Source organism: Thermosynechococcus sp. PKX95, assembly GCF_031583295.1.
Lineage (GTDB): Bacteria > Cyanobacteriota > Cyanobacteriia > Thermosynechococcales > Thermosynechococcaceae > Thermosynechococcus.
Map to the genome: position 1 here is coordinate 2,059,105 of NZ_CP134171.1, position 18,575 is coordinate 2,077,679.

Consider the following 18,575-nt stretch of genomic DNA (forward strand, 5'->3'; position numbering starts at 1 on the left):
GCCTAGACCGCTGTGGTAAATGAACCGTGGAGACCATAGGGAATGTGGTGTTTCAAGCGCAATCGTGCCACTGGCCCGGCGCTAATGGCTGCCGCATCAAAGATGAGTAACTGCGATTTGTGGCAACTGGCATCATACACCACCTGCAAAAGCCAGCCATCTTCTTCCCCTTGGGCACCCTGCCAGAGAAAGTCACCCTTTTGCAGACCCCGCGGGACAAAAATGGGTTCACTGGCAAAGCCACGCGGCGCCGCCGACCAAAATTGTTCCTCGCCCGTCTGGCGATCGCACCGCCACAGAGCCTGGAGAGGCGCATTGGTTTTCGGATCATGCCCTGCCGCCAAATAGGTGTAGCGATAGGGTTGCCCCACCTTGGCCGGATGCACTACGGGAAATTCACAGGGGCGATCGCTCACCACTTGCCAATCCACCGCCTTGGTTTTGGGGTTCAATTGAATCCGCCACAGCAGGCTTGAGGGCAGCGCCGCAAAATTCACCTCCCGAAAATCCATGCCCGGTTCGAGATTGGGAAAGTGGCTGTAGGCAATGGACTCCACATGAATTTCATCCCCAGCTTCGTAGGCATTGGCATGGTGAAAGACAAAACAGGCGGGCATCGTCAACATCTGGGGAGTCCCACCCCGACGAGGCAGCAGCCAAACCCGTGTCGGTTCCTGCGCATGGAATTGAATGCACTGGGCAGCGCCCCGCAGTCCCAGCAGATAGGGCAGCGGATTTAACCGCACTGGATTTTGAAAGACAATGGCGTAGTTGGGGGTCAGGGCAAAGTCATGGATAAAAGCAAACCCCGGAATCTGAAATACGGGTTGCGAGACACACTGACCACTGGCATCAAATTCATAGAGTGTAATGCGGGTGCTGAGGCCGGGCTTGACACCAAAATTCACGAGCCGCTGCGTCTGAGGATCAAAGCGGGGATGCGCTGCAAAGGCATCCCTCTCCTTGAGGAGACCCCCTAGGTTGTCGAGGCCAATGGTTTCTAGGGTCACAGGGTCAAGGCAGTAGGGCAGACCGGCTTCCCAGAGCGCCAGTAATTTGCCCCCCCAATAGATCACATGGGTATTGGCAATGTTTTTGACCCGAATATCGAGGAAATTGGCCAGCCAGCCCCCCGGTTTTTGGGTGCCAAAGACACCGCGATAGAGAAGGCGATTGGCCTTTTCCTCCGCCAAAAATCCGGCGGTACGCACGTAGCGATTGCGAAAATGCACCCGTCCCTTCTCAAAGCGAAAAGCACAGATCATGCCGTCGCCATCAAAGGGATGGGCTAAGGGCACTCCCCCGCGCTCCAACCGTCCAGGGCCATTGCGGTAGAGCGTTCCCACCAAATCCGTGGGCACCGTACCTTCGACATCCTCAATCCAATAGTCATATTCTTGGGTGAGAGATTCGGTCCCCCCCCGCCAATCCGCCATCGTGTAGGGGCGATCTAAAACTCCAGTCATGAGACACTTGGCTCCAACTCAACAGTGACAGAGGATTGAGAGGCGGGCGCCGGCACCTGCTGCGGCAACCAGTTCAACAGGGGTAGGGGCAATAGCGTACTCAGGTTGGTAATGAGCACCAGCAACCAGAGGCGATCGAAGTTATGCTCGGTAATCCCCAGCCAGTGGGTCAGCAGTGCCCCCAACTCATGGGAGACCAGATTGGCAAGGTTGCTAATGGACATCAGCAGCGCAAAGAGGGTGGCCTCAATCCCCGGCGGACACAGCCGCGCCGCCAACACGAGTACCGGCATAAAGGCAATCTGCCCCATAACTGCCAAAATGAGGCTATCCCCCAAGCTAAACCACTGGTCACTAATGCCCCATTGGCGATTGAGGTGGGTGACCAAAATCAAGCTAGAGAGTCCCAAAAGGGCTGAGAGAATCGTGCTCCAGAAAAAAATGGTACGAATGGGCAGCGTTTTCAAGTAGCGCTGGAAAATCCACACCCCCAAGAGGGAGGCGATGCTAGTGACAAGGCGCACCCGCCCCAAAAACTCCGCCTCAAAGCCCAATTCATTCGTTGTGAAGAAAAAGAAGGCTGATTCCGAGCCGGGGGTGGCTTGCCAGAGGAAGAGAAACGCCACCGGCAACCAAATCCGTTTTTGCATCATTGCTTGGCGCACACGGTTGATGTGCTCCCAAGTCTGACGCAGTTGAGGCCGAGCCGTAACCCGTGCTTCGGCGATCGCCCACGCAACCCCCGACATCAAGAGCGGAAACGCCGCTGTAATTTGAAACACTGTACGCGGACTAAACCACTGCAACAGTTGGCCACTAAAGTAAGCGGTGAGGATGCCCCCCACGGCAGTCGCTGCCCAGCTTAGGGATTGCAGCGTTCCCATTTCAGTCGCCGATTCTTGGCGTGCCCGTTCCACCACCAGTGAATCGACAATCACATCACTGAGGGCGATCGCGATCGAGGCTGCGAGAATCGCTGCCGTTGCCTGCCAAGGGGTAGCCACCCACGTCCCCAAGCTCAACCACGCCCCACAGCCCAGCAAGCCCGACAGGACAAGATAGGAACGGCGACGAAATCCCAAAAGCGGCACACTATCAGAAATGAGGCCAAACACCGGCTTAATGACCCAAGGCAGCGCAGCCACACCCATTAATGCTGCCACTTCCGCTGGCGACAGCCCCAACTCATCCTTAAAGAAAAAGCTAATGGCCAGCCGTGCTAAGCCCAACACCCCTTGGACAAAATACACCAGCAAAATGGCTAAGAGTTCGCCACTGGGTTCTTGCCCAAAAAGGAGCGTCTCCTTGAGCCACTGAAACCAGCGTTGAGGTTGCGAAGGTTGAACTAACATTACCAAATGTTAAGCAACAGCATTGCCTCCATCATATCCAGACAAGCTGAAAATTGCTAACACGGGTACTCTTCATTGGCTCCTAGACTCGCAAGAGACCCTAATGGCGGTTATTTGGCAACCTCCAGTTGATCGAGGCGCAGCCAAACTGTAGGGGTGGGCACTGGAAATTTAATCTGCGCATAGTCACCGCGAATCTCCACCACCTCACCCCGTCCCTCAAAGAGATAGGGGGGATAGCGATGATCACTGGCCAAGGCCTCAACACTGTTGGCCAATTTTTCAGCAACGACCTTTACCAAATCTCCCTTTTTAATCGCCATAGGAAACCCTAACGCTGCTCAGCCCACATTCTATCCTAAGGAGAATTGCCAAGGGCTTTAAGTCTGTTGATGAATCCAATTGCCAAACCTTAACCAAGGGGAAACGCCACCTCAGTCCTTCACTGCCATTCATCGGGCACTGCCAAAACAGTAGCCCCTAGAAAATGAGCAACAAAAAGAACAGGGGTCTGAACCAAGACGAAGTTCTTTGGCGATAGACTACGCTTAAGCACCACACTACCTAAGGAAAGCCTTGCATGGACTGTATTCCAGTGATTCTATCGGGGGGAGCCGGAAGTCGACTTTGGCCATTATCGCGCCAAGCCCATCCCAAGCAGTTTATGCGCTTAACAGCCGAAGGGCAGAGTCTGCTACAACAAACGTGGCAACGGTTACAGGGGTTGCCCCATCTTCATCCCCCGGTGATCGTGGCCAATGACGCCCATCGCTTTCTTGTGGCAGAACAATTTCAAGAGCTAGGGGTGACACCAACGCGGATTTTGCTTGAACCCTTGGGGCGCAATACGGCTCCTGCGATTACCCTTGCTGCGCTCTACGTCACAGAAGTCCTCGCCACCGATGCCATTCTTTTGGTGCTACCAGCGGATCATTTAATTCAGGATGTGGCTGCCTTTCAGCAGGGGCTACAACGGGCACTGGCACCCGCCACCAAGGACTGGTTAGTGACCTTTGGCATTACCCCCACCTCTCCCCATACAGGCTACGGCTACATTCGGCGGGGGGAAGCCCTCAGTGAGGCCCACACCTATCGGGTGGCAGAGTTTGTCGAAAAACCCGATTTGGCAACGGCAGAGGCTTATCTAGCGGATGGCCATTACCTTTGGAATAGCGGTATGTTTCTCTTCCGCGCCCAGAGCTTCTTAGCAGAATTGGCACAGCAGCAGCCAGACATTTTGCACCATTGCCGCTTGGCACTGCGGGAGGGACAGGAGGATTTGGACTTTATCCGCTTGGCCAAAGCACCCTTGAGTCAGTGTCCCAGTTTATCGGTGGACTATGGGGTGATGGAAAAGACGCAAAAAGCAGCGGTGGTGCCCCTAGAGTGCGGCTGGAGTGATGTGGGGTCTTGGTCGAGTCTCTGGGAGGTGACACCCAAGGATGAATTTGGCAACAGTTGCCGTGGCAATGTCCTTCTCTATAGCAGCAAAGAGTGCTTTGTTCACAGTCAGCATCGCTTGGTGACCCTACTGGGGGTCGACGATCTGATCGTTGTGGAAACAGCCGATGCCGTTCTCATTGCCCATCAGAAGGCAGCACAACAAGTCAAACAAGTGGTGGAGCAACTGCAAGCGCAAGGGCGCCCGGAGGCGGACAACCATCCCGTCGTCTATCGTCCTTGGGGGCACTACACTGCGATTGATGCTGGTCATCGCTTTCAAGTGAAGCGGATTACGGTCAAGCCGGGGGCGAGTCTTTCGCTGCAACAGCACCATCACCGCGCAGAACATTGGATTGTTGTCAGTGGTACAGCGGAAGTTACCTGCAATGGCAAAACGTTTCTGCTGACGGAGAATGAGTCCACCTATATCCCTGTGGGCGCTGTGCACCGCTTGGCCAATCCGGGGAAAATTCCCCTTGAAATGATTGAAGTGCAGTCGGGAGCCTACCTTGGCGAAGATGATATTGTCCGCTTTGAGGATCGCTATGGTCGCGAGACAGGGCGATAACCGCTGGGCAAACCCTTAGACCGCTAGCCAAGCGATCGCCACCCCAAGGGCGGAACCAACGATGACTTGAATGGGGGTGTGCCCCAATAACTCCTTGAGGCGGGCTTCTGCCAATTCGTGCCCATCTTGGAAAAATTCATCAACAATTTGATTGAGAATGCGGGCTTGTTTACCAGCGGCTTGGCGCACCCCGGCCGCATCGTACATGACAATGCAGGCAAAGACAACGGCGATCGCAAACTCAATGCTATCCCAGCCCCGCTGCAGCCCCACCCCAGTCGCCAAAGCAGTAACAAGGGCGGAATGGGAACTGGGCATGCCCCCCGTTTCCACCAGAACGCGGAAATTGAGCTTGCGGTGTTTGGCAATGTCAATCAGTAACTTGAGCATTTGGGCGATCGCGCTGGCGGCGAAAGCGACCCAGAGGACATGGTTAGCCAGTAGCTCACGAAGACCGTCCATCATGGTTACGGACAAGGACAAACTCTGCGCCCATCCTAACCCACTTCGGGATCGTTAATGACTGCGGCTGGTAATGTAGTCGGCGATCGCCTGCAAAGGAACGGCGGCTGCCCCATACACAGCCAACTCTGCCTTCGCCTCTGCCACCAAGCGTTCAGCCTCTTGGCGAGATTTTTCCAGACCCCACAGGCGCGGGTACGTCATTTTTTGGGCGGCCACATCTTTACCAACGGTTTTACCGAGGACATCGCGGGTCGAAGTAATATCCAAAATGTCATCCACAATCTGGAACGCCAAGCCAATATTTGCCGCATAGCGCGACAGGCGAGCCACATCAGATTCATTCGCCCCCGTCAGTAATGCCCCAGAAACCACAGAGGCCTCCAGTAATGCCCCCGTTTTGTGGGAGTGGATAAAGTGCAGCGTTTCTAGACCAATGTTCGGCTGCCCTTCACACTCCAAGTCCACCACTTGACCGCCCACCAATCCCGTTGCTGCCACCGCATGCCCCAACCGCGCCACAATTTTCAGCAGATATTCTGCGGGCACGTTTTTCGTTTGTTCCACCACATATTCAAAGGCATAGGCCAGTAAGCCATCCCCCGCCAGAATGGCAATATCTTCGCCATAGACTTTGTGATTTGTGGGCTTGCCGCGACGGTAGTCATCATTGTCCATAGCCGGCAGATCATCGTGGATCAGCGACATCGTGTGGATCATCTCTAGGGCACAGGCGGTGGGCATGGCCATTTCCACGGTGCCCCCCATCAGTTCACAGGTGGCCAAGCAGAGAATTGGGCGCAGCCGTTTGCCCCCTGCCATCAGTGAATAGCGCATCGCATCGTAAATTTTCTCTGGGTAGGCAACGGGGATCGATGCTTCGAGGGCAGCTTCCACAAGGGCTTGGCGTTCTTTGAGGTAGGCCTTGAGATCAAATGTGCCGGCGGGATGGACTTGGGGGGGATCAGCGGAAATCATGAACAACTCCTCAGCGTGCGGGCGGCATAGAGGTCAACGAGAGCAGGGGCTGGTGCCAGTTGTGACGGCGACAATAGCTCCATACAGTATTGTGCAACAACATGGCAACGGTCATCGGACCGACGCCCCCCGGAACAGGGGTAATATAACTGGCCACAGCACAGGCAGCCTCATAGTCCACATCGCCCCAGAGACTCGATTTGCCGTCGGGGCGTTGAATGCGATTAATCCCGACATCAATGACCACTGCCCCCGGCCGAATCATGTCGGCAGTAATCCGCCGCGGCTGTCCCATCGCTGTGACTAAAATCTCAGCACTACGGGTGACACTGGCAAGATCACGGGTGCGCGAGTGGGCGATCGTCACCGTTGCATTGGCAGTGAGTAACATCAAGGCCAAGGGCTTGCCGACCAAAATACTGCGACCCACGACCACTGCCGAGCGACCTGCAACATCAATGCCATAGGCGACCAAAAGCTGCATCACTCCAGCAGGCGTACAACTGCGCAGTCCCGGTTCATCGCGCACGAGCCGACCGAGATTTTCGGGATGCAGGCCATCCACATCTTTATCCGGATGAATCGCGTATAGCAGGGGACGGGGATCAAGGTGGGGTGGTAGGGGTAATTGCAGCAGAATGCCATCCACCCGTTCGTCCTGATTTAGCTCAGTAATTCTGGCCAATAAATCCGCTTCTGTAATGGTGGCCGGTAAATGGGCACCAAAGGATTGAATCCCGACGCGGCCACAGGCTTGTTCTTTGGCACGGACATACACGGCACTGGCGGGATCATCACCAACCCGCAACACGGCCAACCCAGGCGATCGCCCCCACTGGGCTTGAAACGTCCGCACATGATCAGCCAACTGGCGTTCAATGGACTGGGCTAAGGATTTGCCATCAAGGCAGGCAGCGGAGTTTGCAACCAAAGGACACCTTAAAATTGATCAATCACGAAAGTCTAGGGTTGAGTTGCCGAATGCGTTTCCATCGGTTGGCAACAACATCGAACTAGTTTACCTCAAACAGGGAACACCAAGGCTAGCATTGATCAAGTTCTCTCTGCTAAGCCACCGCAGATAGGGAATTGCGCCAGAAGAGTTAACGAATTGTGCCAAAGGCTTAAGAATCGCTAGGGGCGATCGCCCGAAGGGGAGGTTCGCTCCACTTGAATTTTGGCAATGGCAGGGGTAGTACACAGGTAGGTCAGCACATCCTCCGCACTCATCAGGCGCTTGAGCACCACTTGGCCAATGGTTGAGGCCGGGTCAGGATGGCTGGGCTTCACTTCTACCATGAGAACCATCTCCTCCACTTGGTACAGCCAGAGCTTTTCCTCCCCCTCTAGAATGTAGAGGCAGGTACGGGTGATCACGGGCGATCGCCGCCACGCTTGCTCATTCCAGAGGCCTTGGGGTTCCCACACGCGGCCAATCTGCCACCCCTCAGTGAGGAAAAAGTATTTCATGCCACGGGTGGCGATTCATTCCCTTGGGCACTGGCGGCCTCCTCAGGTTCCATAGAATTAAAACAAGCTGCCGCTATCAGCAAAAATGGCGTTCCTGGCAGGAGGGGTAAAATAAAGCCGATAACCCCAATAATTCCAAAAATCACACCAAGAACCATACGTGCTGTATTACGGATGCTTTTAGTCACAGGCATTCCCTTCGAGTTGCAATCGGCGAGGATGATTCACCTCTAACGTAGCCTGAACCTTGCCTTTTCACAAGTTGCTGGTGCTAAGCTTTATCGAGAATCGCATCCCGCAGATCCATGCCGTCCATTTCTGCTTTGTAGAGGTTTGCCCCCTTAAAGTTGGCACGGCGGGCATTGGCCTTCGACATCTTGGCCGCAATGAGAACCGCATATTCAAAGTTCGCCTCAATGAGACTGGCACTTTCAAGAATCGCTTCTTGCAAAATTGCGCTCTTGAGATCGGCCAAGTGCAGGTTGGCCTGAAAGAGATTGGCACGGGTGAGGTTGGCATAGGCAAGGGTCGCTTCCACTAGGCTCACTCGCCGCAGTAGCGTGCCCACCAAGTTGGCTTGGCGCAGATCGGCCATGGCAATATTTGACTTGTAGAGATCAGCACCCGCTAAGGTAGCCCGTTGTAAACAGGCCCCCTGCAAATCTGCCTCAATCAGGTCACTCATGTAGAGGTTTGCTCCAGCCATGTAGGCATCCTTGAGCAAAGCGTTGCGCAGATCCGCCCCCGCTAAATTTGCCTGATCAAGATTGGCATTGGTGAGGTTGTACAGCTCCAAATTGGCGCCAGTGAGATCGGCTTGTCCCAGATCAGGGCGAATATCACTGTTTTGCTCCCGCCATTGATTCCAAGCGGTAACCCCCTGCTTGAGAAGCTGAAGATGTTGGGGATTGGCCACGGCAGTTATCCTTGGGCACTCGGATCAGTGTTTTGATAACCGTAAAAATCAATGCGATAGTCAACAATTTTCACGCCAGTTTTTGCTTCAATCTCAGCAATGAGAGAGGGGGGTAGCTCAACATGAACGTCAATAATTTTCTGGCTATCGAGACAATTGACATGGCTGTGACTATCACTGATATTGCCGTAAAGGCGCCCATCGGCACGCTCAACGCACTCAATAATGCCATGCTCGGAAAGGGCTTCGAGATTCTGATATACAGAGGTATGGCCGATGTCTTTGCCGGCTTGATTCAGGCGATCGTAGATCTGCCGCGCTGAGAGGTGATCCTTGGCATCCCAGAGCAGTTCAAGAATGGCACGCCGCTGCCGACTGAGCCGCAATCCAAGCCGCTGACAGCGATCGATCGCATCCTCAAGGGAACGAATGGGGGGTAGGGGACTGGGAGCAGGAGACGTGAACACGGCGCTATCCTAAAAAATAAAATTCAAACAGCAGATTTTGCTTAGCTAAGTAGCCTATTGCAGTTAAATCGCAGTTTTAGGGTTATCCATTTGCTAACCTGTAGTCACTATGATAATCAATCCTTTGGTTATAATCAAATTTGCTCCTTGTCAAGGCTGTCAGCCGCTCTTTGAGACAGCAAATAAAACCCCAGAAAGGCAAACATCATGGCAGCGATCGCCTTGACCACTTTCACGGGGATCAATGTGGCAATCCCACTGCCCAAAAGCACACCGAAAAACGTTGTACACACCAAGCCAGAGGCCACGCCTAGAAAGACAGCGGTAGCGGAGCGGGCATTACTCCCTAAAGTAATCGCCACCAGTTGACTCTTGTCCCCCAGTTCTGACAAGAACACAATCGCAAAACTCACGGCGAAGGATTGCCAGTCCATCCAATTTCTCCAAAGATGTTGCTGCTATAGGGCAGATTAACGGTATGGGCAGTTGCGGTCAACGATCGCTAGTGGCGCAGGGTGGCAGGATCAGCTTAAAACAAGTTACGATTCTTAATATCAATTCTGCTTATAGCCCTGTTCTAAATGGCGGAGGTGCTCATGTTGAATACCACTACTGACGGATCGAGCGCGATCGCACCGGACACCACCTCCTTGAGCAGTCTGGCACAGGCTTGGGCAAAGCGCTATATTACCAACCTCAACACCACCGCCCTTGCGGAGGATGATCCAGCGGTGGTTGCCCCTCGGCTCTTGGCCGAATTGCGGAATGCCAGTGTCAAGGCTTGGCAGCGCACTGAAGGCTTTTTGGCCGCAGAGATGATTCGCCATGGCATCCCAGCGGAACTGGTGGATCCTTGGAGCATCTCCAAAGACATCCATGACATTTATCAGCGCACCCTCAAACTCTACGAAGCCGGCAAGGGCACCCAGCAAATGACCGCCAAGCTGGCTAGTGCCATCAGTGAGATTCGCCGCCGCTATACTGCCGTCGATCCGCGGGTGATTGGCTTTGTCAGTATGCAGTTTCACCACACGGGGGTATTACTGCTAGAAGTGGCACCAACGAGCCAACGTCCGATCCTCAGTAGCTTCTTCAAAGTTATTGATGATCACCTCTACATGCCCTTGCACCGTGCCTATAACGCAGCAGCCAACTACGACTACAATGATCCGGCCTTGGCTTTAGTGCGCCATCTGTTGCCCCAGAGCACGGCGATCGCCACCGCTATTTGTGATCGTGTTGCCGAACTCAACCCCCAGCACCGCTGTTTTAGTGGCCCTTTGACCCAAGCCAGTGTGCGTGTTTCCAGTATTCGCGATGTCGAGATGTTCCAAATCTACCTCTGGGTATGTCTTTTGGAGCAAAGCCTTGAGGCGCTGCAACGGGAACTCTTTCCCCTGTGTTTGATGCTTTATCCTTCGCTGAATGTGATATGGGAGCTAGTGTTTCAAATGGTGCACCTTTTGGGTAAGGAAATACAAACCCGTGCCGCTGGCTATGATACAAGTGTTTTTACCCCCTACTATCTATCTCTCCGAGAAATGTTTGATCCCAAGATTTTTCAAGGACTCCTATGATTCCCAATTTGCAGCAGGTTTCTTTCTCCCCCATTGCCATTGCGGGGTCTGGTCTGTGGGCGATCGCCCTGTACTGGGGCTTTTATCCCACGGGGCAAGCCTTAATACAGCGTTTAGTGACGTGGCTAGGGGGTGAAGCAAACCAAAGTGCCGAATTCTGGGCAGGGATGGTGGGGCTAGTTCCCTTTATTCTGGTGGGGACGAGTTGCTTTATCCTCTGTAGTTTGGGCTTGGGACAAAGTTGGGCCTTGAGTTTAGGCCTGATGGCAACCATCGGTGGGGCAATCTACGAACTTGGCCGGCGGGATGGCCAACAATCCTAGGTTGGGTTGCGGGGGAGAATCCGCTAACATTTAGTTAATCTTTATGGTGTTTCCTAGAGAGGAAGCGCACTTCGTTGCCCCTGAGAATACTCGCCGGTGATTCAATGAAAGCGTCTGCGGATGCCAGTTCTACCCAAGAAACGACACCGCCGCTCAGTTTGCTCCTGTTTGTTGCCAATCGTCCGGGCGATGAAGAGGAAACCGCTGCTATTCAAGCCCACATTCAGCAACTACCCTCGAACTTTGGCTTTGAGTTAAAAGTGGTGCCCATAGGTGAGCAGCCCTATCTCCTAGAGGAGTACAAGCTGGTTGCCACGCCTGCCTTGATTAAAGTCCGTCCTGAACCGCGTCAAACCCTCGCTGGTCGTAAGCTGCTGCAAAAAGTAGACTATTGGTGGCCGCGCTGGCAGCGGGAAGTGGCTCTCGGCCTACAGGCAGATATGCAAAAGTCGGCAGCGGAGCAGTCCGATTGCTCGATGGAACTCAGCCGCCTGAAGGATGAGCTGTTTCAACTGCGCCAAGAGCGCGATCGCCTTGCCGAACAACTGCAATTTAAAGATCGGATTATTGGCTTGCTGGCCCATGAGTTGCGTAACCCCCTCACTGCTGTTGGCATTGCCCTTGAAACCCTCGAAGCCAACCTTCAGGAAGAGAGCACTCAGCAACTCCATATTGAGGACATCCAACGCCTGTTTCACCATGCCCGCAGTCAAACCCAGATGATGGGACAACTGATTACGGATTTACTCTTAGCGGCGCGCGGACCCCAAGATAAGCTGCAAATTATGGCACGGCAACTGGATCTGCGACAACTGTGCCAAGAAACGGTTGAGGATGTGCGCCTCAATTTTGAACGTAAAAAGCAGCACTTTACCACCGACATTCCTTTGGATTTACCCTTGGTCTATGGCGATGGCGATCGCATTCGTCAGGTCCTTGTTAATCTGCTGGACAATGCCTGTAAATACACTCCTGAAGGGGGCAAAATCCACCTGAGCGCCTTTCACCGCATGACTCAAAAAGTACAAGTTACCGTCTGTGACACTGGCCCCGGTATTCCCATTGAGCAGCAGGAAAAAATTTTTGGCGAGACGGTTCGCCTCGATCGCGATCGCACCATTGAAGGCTATGGCATTGGCCTTGCCCTTTGCCGCCAAATTATTCGTATGCACTACGGCCAGATTTGGGTGGACTCCCAACCGGGAAAAGGCAGTTGCTTTCACTTCACACTGCCCGTTTATAGCTAGCGCTGCCCTTCCTTAACCATGCGGGCGATCGTTTCAGCGCGCAGATAGGGATCAGGCCCAAGGGGCAAAATTTCGTAGAACTCGTTATCTGGCAAGCGCATCAGTTGTAGGGATTCCTGCTCGCGATAGATCACATAGACTCCCGGTGGCCATGTTTTGGCACTGCGCACTGGCACAGGAATGTCACGGCGCTCTTCGCCAACGCAGGCAAGGCGTACCACCTGTGTATTGGGACGATAGACCACCTTATCTTCACGGGTGCGCCGAAATAAAAAGCGATCCAAAACCTTGGGTAGAATCTCTGTTTCTGTGCCCCCCAATTGCAAATTCAAATCCAGCAATTTGTCTTCAAGGGTAAGTTCAATGATGTGGGGTTCAGGGACGAGGGGTTGGGAGTGAATCTCAGTGGTCTCTTGGGGCGGTTCGGCGTTAGGTTTCACCTTCTGGACAATTTGGCTGATGTATTCCAGATCCACTGTCGTGATTTTCTTAAAGGTGACAAACCAAGAGAGGAAACTGATCGCCACTGCCGGTTCCAGTGTCGTAATCAAGGCTGCTAAGTCCAACTCATCGAGACGAATCGCCTTGAGGGCAGCCTCAGTTTGACCCAAGACAACGGCTTGATCCCCTGCACTTAAGTGCTTGAGACTGCCGTAGAGCAATCCCAAATCAATGGTTTCTTGACAGCCTTGGGTGGAAATGCGATAGGTGATGTCGTAGAGCCAATCTAGCGTCACCAAGTCATGGTTGAGCATCCAGAGGGCAAAGTTAAAGGCCGTTTGGGGAAAGGCAGCTTGGGCAATGCTTTTGACAATGACTTGGGCGCGATCGCGCTGGAGCAAGGTAAGTAAGGCTGCTTGCTTGTCTGCCTTGGTTGTCAGTTCATGGTAGCCAAGGAGCGCTTGGAACAATTCCTGATCACTGGGCAGTAATCGAATGGCTGCTGGAGGAGTCATAAGCTTTAGTGTCGCAGATTCGTGTGACCCATTGCCCCTCACCCTATGATGAACGATCCAAAAGGCAACCCTAGCCCTTAATTCCACTATAGAGGGTGGTTAGAATATCTATGCTATCCCCCTACCTTTGCTTCCAATTGGCGCACTCGCTTGAGGAGATCCGGCAGCTGCTTCACTGCGGCTGAAACCTTGAGGTAGAGGGTTTGATCCATGGCCGGAATCCCCCCCATGCGGCTATCTGGGGGGACAGAGCTACTGATGCCGGATTTAGCAGAGACAATGGTGCGATCGCCAATGGTCAAATGACCCGCTGCCCCCACCTGTCCCGCCAGAACGACATGATTACCAATGTGGGTCGAACCCGCTAAGCCCACTTGAGCACAGAGAATCGCGTTTTCACCGATGGTACAGTTGTGAGCCACCATCGTCAGGTTGTCAATCTTCGTGCCATTCGCCACAGTAGTCTCCCCGAGGGTGGCGCGATCAATCGTTGTGCCGGCACCAATTTCGACATCATTGCCAATGACCACGGTGCCCACTTGCGGAATTTTATAGTGGCGACCATCGGGCAGAGGCACATAGCCAAAGCCATCACCGCCGAGGACAACACTATTTTGCAGAATGACGCGATCGCCCAATTGTACCCGCTCCCGCAGGGCACAGTGGCTATAGATACGGCAATCGGCGCCAACCACCACATCATCGTAGAGCGTGCAATGACTATCAATTACTGTGCGATCGCCAATGCGCACGCGATCGCCAATCACGGTATAGGCACCAATGGTCACCTCAGCTCCCAAGACGACATCGGCTCCCAGAATTGCCGTCGGGTGAATTTTGGCGGAGGGTTTGGGTTGCGGATAAAACCATTCAATACATTTGGCAAAGGCAAGGTAGGGATGGGGCACCCGCAGCAGGGGACAGGCTGCCTCCCCTTGAAAATCGGGACGGACAAACACAGCAGCCGCTGCCGTGGTCTGCAATAGAGCGGTGTACTTCGGATTGGCCAGAAAAGAGATATCCGTGGCTGTTGCTGTTTCTAAGGGGGCTACCCCCAACACGGGGCGATCGCCCTGCTCTGGACAATCAAGGGTTGCCCCAAACCGTTCGGCCACCTCTGCCAACCGCATCTTGCCGTCCTCATCATCAAACTTGAGTTTTAGCTCAGTCTATCAGGTCTCGTTTGTGAAACCGATCAAGAATTTAGCGAAATCGTTCATACTGAACATTTTATCCTTTGCACGGGTGATATTCATTGAGTGGCAACTTTGTCAATGTGTTTGTTATATTTTTTAACACGTATGCCCGATAACATGGAGTAAGGAGTACATTCTATGGAGCAACGCTTCCCCGAACTGAATGTTGACCTCAGCTTTGAACAGGAGTTTCAAATGCGGGTGATGGAGGAGCAAGTGAGTGCCATGAGCCTTCAGGAAGCGCGTGAGCTACTGTTGCAAGCCTCTCGCCTATTGATGATGAAAGACAACGTCATTCGCTCCTTGGTCAAACGCGCTGCCTAGGTCACACAGGTGTGGGACGGACCTCTTTCTCCACCTTGCTTCCGCCGTCGAATCAAGTAGGGGATAGTGGCCTACCACGCACGGGGCTGAAACTGCGGGTCGTTGAGAATCGTCACCCCATCCCCCGACTGCGCCAACACAAACAAACCTTGCCGATAAGCGTAGCGAGCCACCTCGGGCGGCACAATCATCCCTGCCACGGCACCCAAGAGTTTGGTGCCACGATACTGGTGAGCTAGACGGCGAAATTTCGCAATCCGCTCTAAATGTTCATCAACATCCCCTTGGCTAAGTTTTGTTTTCACTTCGATGAGAACGGCTTCATGGGTGTTAACGACCAACAGATCAATTTCTAAACTCTCGTTGCCGTCTTGAAGAATCACATCACTGTAGAGTTGAGAAACAGCAATTCCCCGACTCTGAAATAAGCGCAACACGGCTGGGCGGACTTGCCACTCCACAAATTCCCCAAGGCGATTGCCCAGTTTGCCAATTTGTTGGTTGAGCTGCCGTGCTTCTTCTCGGAGCAACCGTTCGGTTTCTTGAAAACGCCGGTCAGTCTCTTGGAACCGCCGATCTGTTTCTTGAAAACGTTGAGCCGTTTCCTGAAATCGCTGTTCAAGATCCTGAAAACGCCGGTCAGTCTCTTGAAATCGCCGATCTGTTTCCTGAAATCGGCGTTCTGTTTCCTTTTGAGCCGCCAGTAGCTCTGCCAATAATCGCCAAACATCTTCAGGGGTGTATGCCTGTGTCATTCTGGATTGATAATTGCCAACAAACTGGTGCGTACGCCTTACCATCATAACTTAGGAAACAATACAGAAGCTTGGTAGCTTCAACGCTTCAGTACGAGGGAAAAAACCCAAAAAGGACTTTAGTTCCAGAGGATATAATAAGAATGAGGGCTGACCTTGGTGAAAAAAAATAAGCGGTTAGAAGAAGCCTACTGTAAAAATTATTTGCGATCGCTCCTAAGAGGTATTGATATATGACTCGTCCACTGCTGCTGAGCGTGGTGTTGCTGGGGATATGTTATCCCTTGGCCACGTTGGCGACTCCCCTGCCCCCGATCTTGAATCCCATTTCCCCGACCACCGGCTTTGAATCCTCGGAAATGAACCGCCTTTGGCAAAATCACTGGCGTTCTAAAGACCGCCGTGAGGCCAGTACGATGCTGCAACCATCCGCTGACAAGGTGCTACAAATTGAAGTGGATGGCCAACTGCTGACGCCCAGCCAAGCTCAACAACTGCTACTGCGCCAAGAATAATCCTGCGGGACTTAAACTATTAGCGGGAACATTTCACGTACTCGCTATGCCCCTAACCCGTCGTCAAACCCTCGGCCTCCTCGTCGGCAGTGCCGCTACACTCTGGTTGCGATCGCGCCCAGCCGTGGCTGAAGGTGAGCCGTCAGAAATTTATACGCTGCCGCCTTTGCCCTACGGCTACGATGCCCTAGAGCCAGTGATTGATGCGGAGACGATGCAGCTACACCATGACAAACACCATGCGGCCTATGTGAAGACGCTGAACAAGGCACTGACGCCCTACCGGCAATGGCAGGGGCTACCCATTGAGGATTTACTGTGCCACATTCGCCAACTACCCACCGCTATCCAACAAACCGTGCGCAACCACGGCGGCGGCCATGCCAACCATTCCCTCTTTTGGCAAAGTATGGCACCGAATGGGGGCGGTGAACCCACGGGGGAGTTGGCCACAGCAATTGCAACCACCTTTGGCTCGTTCTCAGCGTTTCAAACCCAGTTTCAGCAGGCGGGTCTGAAGCACTTTGGCAGTGGCTGGGTCTGGCTTGTGCTGACGCCCCAAGGAAATCTGGCCCTTACCACCACACTGAACCAAGATTCGCCGCTGATGCAAGGGCAAGTGCCGATCTTGGGCAATGATTTGTGGGAGCATGCCTACTACCTGACCTATCGCAACCGTCGCGATCAGTACCTAGAGGCTTGGTGGCAGGTGGTTAATTGGCCTTGGCTGAGCGATCGCTACGCCCAGATGCGCGCTCTTTTGACTTAGTAAGCAAGGCCTGCTCATGGCGATCGTAGGCATCAATAATTCGCTCGACAAGGGGATGGCGAATCACATCCCCCTTGGTTAAATAACAAAACGCGATCCCTTCGACATCTTTGAGAATTTTCGTGGCCACACTGAGGCCGGAGGTTTGATGTTCTGGTAGATCGGTTTGTGTCAAGTCCCCCGTCACCACCAAGCAGGAGTTAAAACCAATGCGGGTCAACACCATTTTCATTTGGGCAGGGGTAGTGTTCTGGGCCTCATCGAGGATGACAAAGGCATTATTGAGGGTACGCCCTCGCATATAGGCCAAGGGAGCCACTTCAATCACCCCCCGCTCCATCAGGTTACTAATTTTCTCCGGCTCCACTAGTTCGTAAAGAGCATCGTAGAGGGGACGCAAATAGGGATCAATTTTTTGCTGTAAATCTCCCGGCAAAAAGCCGAGCCGCTCCCCTGCTTCCACCGCAGGCCGTGTCAAAATCAACCGCTCATAAGTACCCGACAGTAGCGCTTGGACGGCTAGAACGGTGGCCAAGAAGGTTTTGCCGGTGCCCGCTGGCCCAATGCCAAAGGTGAGTGTGTGGCTGCGAATGGCTTGAATGTACTGGCGCTGGCGAAAGGTTTTGGCACGAATAATGTCGCCACGACGGGTGCGAGCCAGAATATCCTGTTGCAGCTCTTGGAGGGCTTCCCGCTGCTGGGTGTCGTAGGCATGGCGGACGGTGAGAATATCTACCCCAGACACAGGACGCCCCTCGCGCCAGAGGGTACCGAGGTCTTGAATCAGTTGTTGGCAGAGTTGGATTTGAGCAGGGGTACCAGTGATGTAGAGATCCCGCCCCCTTAAAACAAGGGTCGCCCCTGTTTGGGCGGCAAAGATGCGCAGGTTGGCTTCTTGCTCACCGACAAGGGCGATCGCACTCTCAGTGCTGTGGAGGTCAATCGTGAGGCTTTCCCTCGTGGTCATACCCAAGGCTTAGCGATTGCGCTTGCGGGCGGCCTCCTGTTTGCGTTTGCGGCGCAGGCTGGGTTTCTCGTAACGTTCACGCCGTTTGACTTCCGAAAGAATGCCCGCTTTTTGGATTTTTTTCTTGAATCGCCGTAGAGCGGACTCAATGGATTCGTTTTCACCTAAACGCACTTCAGACACGCGCTAACTTTGCCTCCTTGATGATGGATAAGAACGACGACGGGATCGTCGGGGGCGATCGCTCCCTTGATGATCTATTTTAGGTGTACTTTTGGCATCGTCATAGACATCTAAGTAAACCTGCTGACCGGCGGCTTGGGCAGCAGCCTGTAAAACCGCTCGAATGGCATGAAGATTGCGACCGCCACGGCCATAGACCCGTCCCTTATCCTCGCCAGCAAAGGCAAGGCGTACCCAGATGCGAGAATTGGCAGGGGAAAATTCCGCATGCAGCCGTAGGGTTTCTGGTGCTTCCATAAAGGGTTCCAGCAGGAAGCGAATCAAGGCAGCGTAATTGGGGGCAGCCGACTCAGTCATTGCCTATTTTTTGGCAGTTTCAGGGAGAAGATTCGCTTTGACAAACAGCCGCCGCACGGTATCTGTGGGTTGTGCGCCCTGCGCCAAACGCCGCTTGATAGCCTCTTCCTTAAGGCGCACTTCATCACGGATCGGATCGTAGAAGCCCAATTCTTCGAGGGCACGCCCATCGCGGCGATCCGTATTATTCATGGCCACAATCCGATAGGTGGCGTTCCGTTTTTTGCCGTAGCGTTTGAGACGCAGTTTAATCATGTCAGCCTATGGAGATAAAAGGGGCAGAT

Annotated in this window: 25 protein-coding genes; 7 read left to right on the forward strand and 18 right to left on the reverse strand. The window is 53.5% G+C overall.

Annotated features, from left to right (window positions below):
- Positions 1 to 2: 2 nt before the first annotated feature.
- The 3 genes from RHH81_RS10135 to ndhO form a co-directional block, all read right to left on the reverse strand.
- On the reverse strand, positions 3 to 1,466 hold the full coding sequence (locus RHH81_RS10135; protein WP_302678214.1) for a carotenoid oxygenase family protein: 1,464 nt from the start codon (positions 1,464 to 1,466) through the stop codon (positions 3 to 5).
- Entirely contained in the window at positions 1,463 to 2,818 is a 1,356-nt protein-coding gene (locus RHH81_RS10140; RefSeq protein ID WP_286627071.1) for a folate/biopterin family MFS transporter, read from the reverse strand. The genes RHH81_RS10135 and RHH81_RS10140 overlap by 4 nt, the downstream gene beginning before the upstream one ends.
- A gap of 110 nt (positions 2,819 to 2,928) precedes the next feature.
- On the reverse strand, positions 2,929 to 3,141 hold the full coding sequence (ndhO, locus tag RHH81_RS10145; RefSeq protein ID WP_181494778.1) for a photosynthetic/respiratory NAD(P)H-quinone oxidoreductase subunit O: 213 nt from the start codon (positions 3,139 to 3,141) through the stop codon (positions 2,929 to 2,931).
- Between the two features lie 257 nt (positions 3,142 to 3,398).
- Here ndhO and RHH81_RS10150 point away from each other — a divergent pair, with 257 nt between their 5' ends.
- Positions 3,399 to 4,829 (forward strand): mannose-1-phosphate guanylyltransferase/mannose-6-phosphate isomerase, encoded by a 1,431-nt coding sequence (locus RHH81_RS10150; RefSeq protein WP_310743003.1) that lies wholly within the window; start codon positions 3,399 to 3,401, stop codon positions 4,827 to 4,829.
- Positions 4,830 to 4,844: 15 nt separating this feature from the next.
- On the opposite strand, the gene RHH81_RS10155 is transcribed toward RHH81_RS10150, so the two are convergent.
- The 8 genes from RHH81_RS10155 to RHH81_RS10190 form a co-directional block, all read right to left on the reverse strand.
- On the reverse strand, positions 4,845 to 5,294 hold the full coding sequence (locus tag RHH81_RS10155) for a divergent PAP2 family protein (protein WP_149819142.1): 450 nt from the start codon (positions 5,292 to 5,294) through the stop codon (positions 4,845 to 4,847).
- 51 nt (positions 5,295 to 5,345) lie between these two features.
- Entirely contained in the window at positions 5,346 to 6,269 is a 924-nt protein-coding gene (crtE, locus tag RHH81_RS10160; protein ID WP_149819144.1) for a geranylgeranyl diphosphate synthase CrtE, read from the reverse strand.
- Between the two features lie 10 nt (positions 6,270 to 6,279).
- A complete protein-coding gene (gene folD, locus RHH81_RS10165) occupies positions 6,280 to 7,200 on the reverse strand; it encodes a bifunctional methylenetetrahydrofolate dehydrogenase/methenyltetrahydrofolate cyclohydrolase FolD (protein ID WP_310743004.1) in 921 nt (306 codons plus the stop codon).
- A 203-nt stretch (positions 7,201 to 7,403) separates the two neighbouring features.
- Positions 7,404 to 7,739 (reverse strand): hypothetical protein, encoded by a 336-nt coding sequence (locus RHH81_RS10170; RefSeq protein WP_149819148.1) that lies wholly within the window; start codon positions 7,737 to 7,739, stop codon positions 7,404 to 7,406.
- Positions 7,736 to 7,933 (reverse strand): DUF454 family protein, encoded by a 198-nt coding sequence (locus RHH81_RS10175; protein ID WP_206200076.1) that lies wholly within the window; start codon positions 7,931 to 7,933, stop codon positions 7,736 to 7,738. The genes RHH81_RS10170 and RHH81_RS10175 overlap by 4 nt, the downstream gene beginning before the upstream one ends.
- Positions 7,934 to 8,010: 77 nt before the next feature.
- Entirely contained in the window at positions 8,011 to 8,655 is a 645-nt protein-coding gene (locus RHH81_RS10180) for a pentapeptide repeat-containing protein (protein WP_149819152.1), read from the reverse strand.
- Between the two features lie 5 nt (positions 8,656 to 8,660).
- Entirely contained in the window at positions 8,661 to 9,122 is a 462-nt protein-coding gene (locus RHH81_RS10185) for a Fur family transcriptional regulator (RefSeq protein ID WP_206200077.1), read from the reverse strand.
- A gap of 134 nt (positions 9,123 to 9,256) precedes the next feature.
- On the reverse strand, positions 9,257 to 9,535 hold the full coding sequence (locus RHH81_RS10190; protein WP_310744289.1) for a TMEM165/GDT1 family protein: 279 nt from the start codon (positions 9,533 to 9,535) through the stop codon (positions 9,257 to 9,259).
- Positions 9,536 to 9,718: 183 nt separating this feature from the next.
- Between RHH81_RS10190 and RHH81_RS10195 the strand changes: the two genes are divergently transcribed.
- From RHH81_RS10195 to RHH81_RS10205, 3 genes are all read left to right on the forward strand, one after another.
- The gene (locus tag RHH81_RS10195; RefSeq protein WP_206201685.1) at positions 9,719 to 10,699 is read left to right on the forward strand and encodes a hypothetical protein; all 981 of its coding nucleotides are present in this window, start codon (positions 9,719 to 9,721) and stop codon (positions 10,697 to 10,699) included.
- Positions 10,696 to 11,022: a hypothetical protein gene (locus RHH81_RS10200; protein ID WP_310743005.1), complete on the forward strand. Its 327-nt coding sequence runs from the start codon at positions 10,696 to 10,698 to the stop codon at positions 11,020 to 11,022. Before RHH81_RS10195 ends, RHH81_RS10200 begins: the two co-directional genes overlap by 4 nt.
- A gap of 104 nt (positions 11,023 to 11,126) precedes the next feature.
- On the forward strand, positions 11,127 to 12,269 hold the full coding sequence (locus RHH81_RS10205) for a histidine kinase (RefSeq protein ID WP_302677664.1): 1,143 nt from the start codon (positions 11,127 to 11,129) through the stop codon (positions 12,267 to 12,269).
- On the opposite strand, the gene RHH81_RS10210 is transcribed toward RHH81_RS10205, so the two are convergent.
- Together RHH81_RS10210 and lpxD are read right to left on the reverse strand one after the other, a co-directional pair.
- Positions 12,266 to 13,225 carry a hypothetical protein gene (locus RHH81_RS10210; protein ID WP_206200080.1) on the reverse strand — a complete coding sequence of 320 codons (960 nt, stop codon included), beginning with the start codon at positions 13,223 to 13,225 and terminating at the stop codon, positions 12,266 to 12,268. The genes RHH81_RS10205 and RHH81_RS10210 overlap by 4 nt on opposite strands.
- Positions 13,226 to 13,338: 113 nt before the next feature.
- Positions 13,339 to 14,355, reverse strand: a complete 1,017-nt coding sequence (gene lpxD, locus RHH81_RS10215; protein ID WP_206200081.1) for a UDP-3-O-(3-hydroxymyristoyl)glucosamine N-acyltransferase — start codon at positions 14,353 to 14,355, stop codon at positions 13,339 to 13,341.
- Positions 14,356 to 14,559: 204 nt separating this feature from the next.
- Between lpxD and RHH81_RS10220 the strand changes: the two genes are divergently transcribed.
- Complete coding sequence (locus RHH81_RS10220; RefSeq protein WP_024125509.1) at positions 14,560 to 14,745, forward strand: NblA/ycf18 family protein; 186 nt, start codon at positions 14,560 to 14,562, stop codon at positions 14,743 to 14,745.
- Positions 14,746 to 14,816: 71 nt separating this feature from the next.
- Here RHH81_RS10220 and RHH81_RS10225 read toward each other — a convergent pair whose 3' ends face one another.
- Positions 14,817 to 15,500: a hypothetical protein gene (locus RHH81_RS10225; protein WP_310743006.1), complete on the reverse strand. Its 684-nt coding sequence runs from the start codon at positions 15,498 to 15,500 to the stop codon at positions 14,817 to 14,819.
- A 233-nt stretch (positions 15,501 to 15,733) separates the two neighbouring features.
- On the opposite strand from RHH81_RS10225, the gene RHH81_RS10230 reads away from it, so the two are divergent.
- Both RHH81_RS10230 and RHH81_RS10235 read left to right on the forward strand, forming a co-directional pair.
- Entirely contained in the window at positions 15,734 to 16,015 is a 282-nt protein-coding gene (locus RHH81_RS10230; RefSeq protein ID WP_302677660.1) for a hypothetical protein, read from the forward strand.
- A 46-nt stretch (positions 16,016 to 16,061) separates the two neighbouring features.
- Complete coding sequence (locus RHH81_RS10235; RefSeq protein WP_310743007.1) at positions 16,062 to 16,784, forward strand: superoxide dismutase; 723 nt, start codon at positions 16,062 to 16,064, stop codon at positions 16,782 to 16,784.
- On the opposite strand, the gene RHH81_RS10240 is transcribed toward RHH81_RS10235, so the two are convergent.
- From RHH81_RS10240 to rpsP, 4 genes are read right to left on the reverse strand one after another with little or no spacing between them, the layout of a single operon-like run.
- Entirely contained in the window at positions 16,729 to 17,751 is a 1,023-nt protein-coding gene (locus RHH81_RS10240; RefSeq protein WP_149819174.1) for a PhoH family protein, read from the reverse strand. The two genes, RHH81_RS10235 and RHH81_RS10240, sit on opposite strands and share 56 nt — an antisense overlap.
- Before the next feature lie 9 nt (positions 17,752 to 17,760).
- Positions 17,761 to 17,934 (reverse strand): 30S ribosomal protein S21, encoded by a 174-nt coding sequence (rpsU, locus tag RHH81_RS10245; RefSeq protein ID WP_015126245.1) that lies wholly within the window; start codon positions 17,932 to 17,934, stop codon positions 17,761 to 17,763.
- A 3-nt stretch (positions 17,935 to 17,937) separates the two neighbouring features.
- Positions 17,938 to 18,291 (reverse strand): KH domain-containing protein, encoded by a 354-nt coding sequence (locus tag RHH81_RS10250; protein WP_181494762.1) that lies wholly within the window; start codon positions 18,289 to 18,291, stop codon positions 17,938 to 17,940.
- A 3-nt stretch (positions 18,292 to 18,294) separates the two neighbouring features.
- Positions 18,295 to 18,546: a 30S ribosomal protein S16 gene (gene rpsP / locus RHH81_RS10255; protein ID WP_149819178.1), complete on the reverse strand. Its 252-nt coding sequence runs from the start codon at positions 18,544 to 18,546 to the stop codon at positions 18,295 to 18,297.
- Between the last annotated feature and the right edge of the window lie 29 nt (positions 18,547 to 18,575).

Excerpts from the sequence above, each read along its gene's own strand:
- crtE (WP_149819144.1), bottom strand. The coding sequence starts at position 6,269 with ATGATTTCCGCTGATCCCCCCCAAGTCCATCCCGCCGGCACATTTGAT.
- RHH81_RS10240 (WP_149819174.1), bottom strand. The coding sequence starts at position 17,751 with ATGACCACGAGGGAAAGCCTCACGATTGACCTCCACAGCACTGAGAGT.
- ndhO (WP_181494778.1), bottom strand. The coding sequence starts at position 3,141 with ATGGCGATTAAAAAGGGAGATTTGGTAAAGGTCGTTGCTGAAAAATTG.
- RHH81_RS10200 (WP_310743005.1), top strand. The coding sequence starts at position 10,696 with ATGATTCCCAATTTGCAGCAGGTTTCTTTCTCCCCCATTGCCATTGCG.
- RHH81_RS10140 (WP_286627071.1), bottom strand. The coding sequence starts at position 2,818 with ATGTTAGTTCAACCTTCGCAACCTCAACGCTGGTTTCAGTGGCTCAAG.
- RHH81_RS10175 (WP_206200076.1), bottom strand. The coding sequence starts at position 7,933 with ATGCCTGTGACTAAAAGCATCCGTAATACAGCACGTATGGTTCTTGGT.
- RHH81_RS10235 (WP_310743007.1), top strand. The coding sequence starts at position 16,062 with ATGCCCCTAACCCGTCGTCAAACCCTCGGCCTCCTCGTCGGCAGTGCC.
- RHH81_RS10210 (WP_206200080.1), bottom strand. The coding sequence starts at position 13,225 with ATGACTCCTCCAGCAGCCATTCGATTACTGCCCAGTGATCAGGAATTG.
- RHH81_RS10135 (WP_302678214.1), bottom strand. The coding sequence starts at position 1,466 with ATGACTGGAGTTTTAGATCGCCCCTACACGATGGCGGATTGGCGGGGG.
- rpsP (WP_149819178.1), bottom strand. The coding sequence starts at position 18,546 with ATGATTAAACTGCGTCTCAAACGCTACGGCAAAAAACGGAACGCCACC.
- RHH81_RS10250 (WP_181494762.1), bottom strand. The coding sequence starts at position 18,291 with ATGACTGAGTCGGCTGCCCCCAATTACGCTGCCTTGATTCGCTTCCTG.
- RHH81_RS10155 (WP_149819142.1), bottom strand. The coding sequence starts at position 5,294 with ATGATGGACGGTCTTCGTGAGCTACTGGCTAACCATGTCCTCTGGGTC.
- RHH81_RS10195 (WP_206201685.1), top strand. The coding sequence starts at position 9,719 with ATGTTGAATACCACTACTGACGGATCGAGCGCGATCGCACCGGACACC.
- RHH81_RS10220 (WP_024125509.1), top strand. The coding sequence starts at position 14,560 with ATGGAGCAACGCTTCCCCGAACTGAATGTTGACCTCAGCTTTGAACAG.
- RHH81_RS10225 (WP_310743006.1), bottom strand. The coding sequence starts at position 15,500 with ATGACACAGGCATACACCCCTGAAGATGTTTGGCGATTATTGGCAGAG.
- RHH81_RS10150 (WP_310743003.1), top strand. The coding sequence starts at position 3,399 with ATGGACTGTATTCCAGTGATTCTATCGGGGGGAGCCGGAAGTCGACTT.
- RHH81_RS10205 (WP_302677664.1), top strand. The coding sequence starts at position 11,127 with ATGAAAGCGTCTGCGGATGCCAGTTCTACCCAAGAAACGACACCGCCG.
- RHH81_RS10230 (WP_302677660.1), top strand. The coding sequence starts at position 15,734 with ATGACTCGTCCACTGCTGCTGAGCGTGGTGTTGCTGGGGATATGTTAT.
- RHH81_RS10170 (WP_149819148.1), bottom strand. The coding sequence starts at position 7,739 with ATGAAATACTTTTTCCTCACTGAGGGGTGGCAGATTGGCCGCGTGTGG.
- lpxD (WP_206200081.1), bottom strand. The coding sequence starts at position 14,355 with ATGCGGTTGGCAGAGGTGGCCGAACGGTTTGGGGCAACCCTTGATTGT.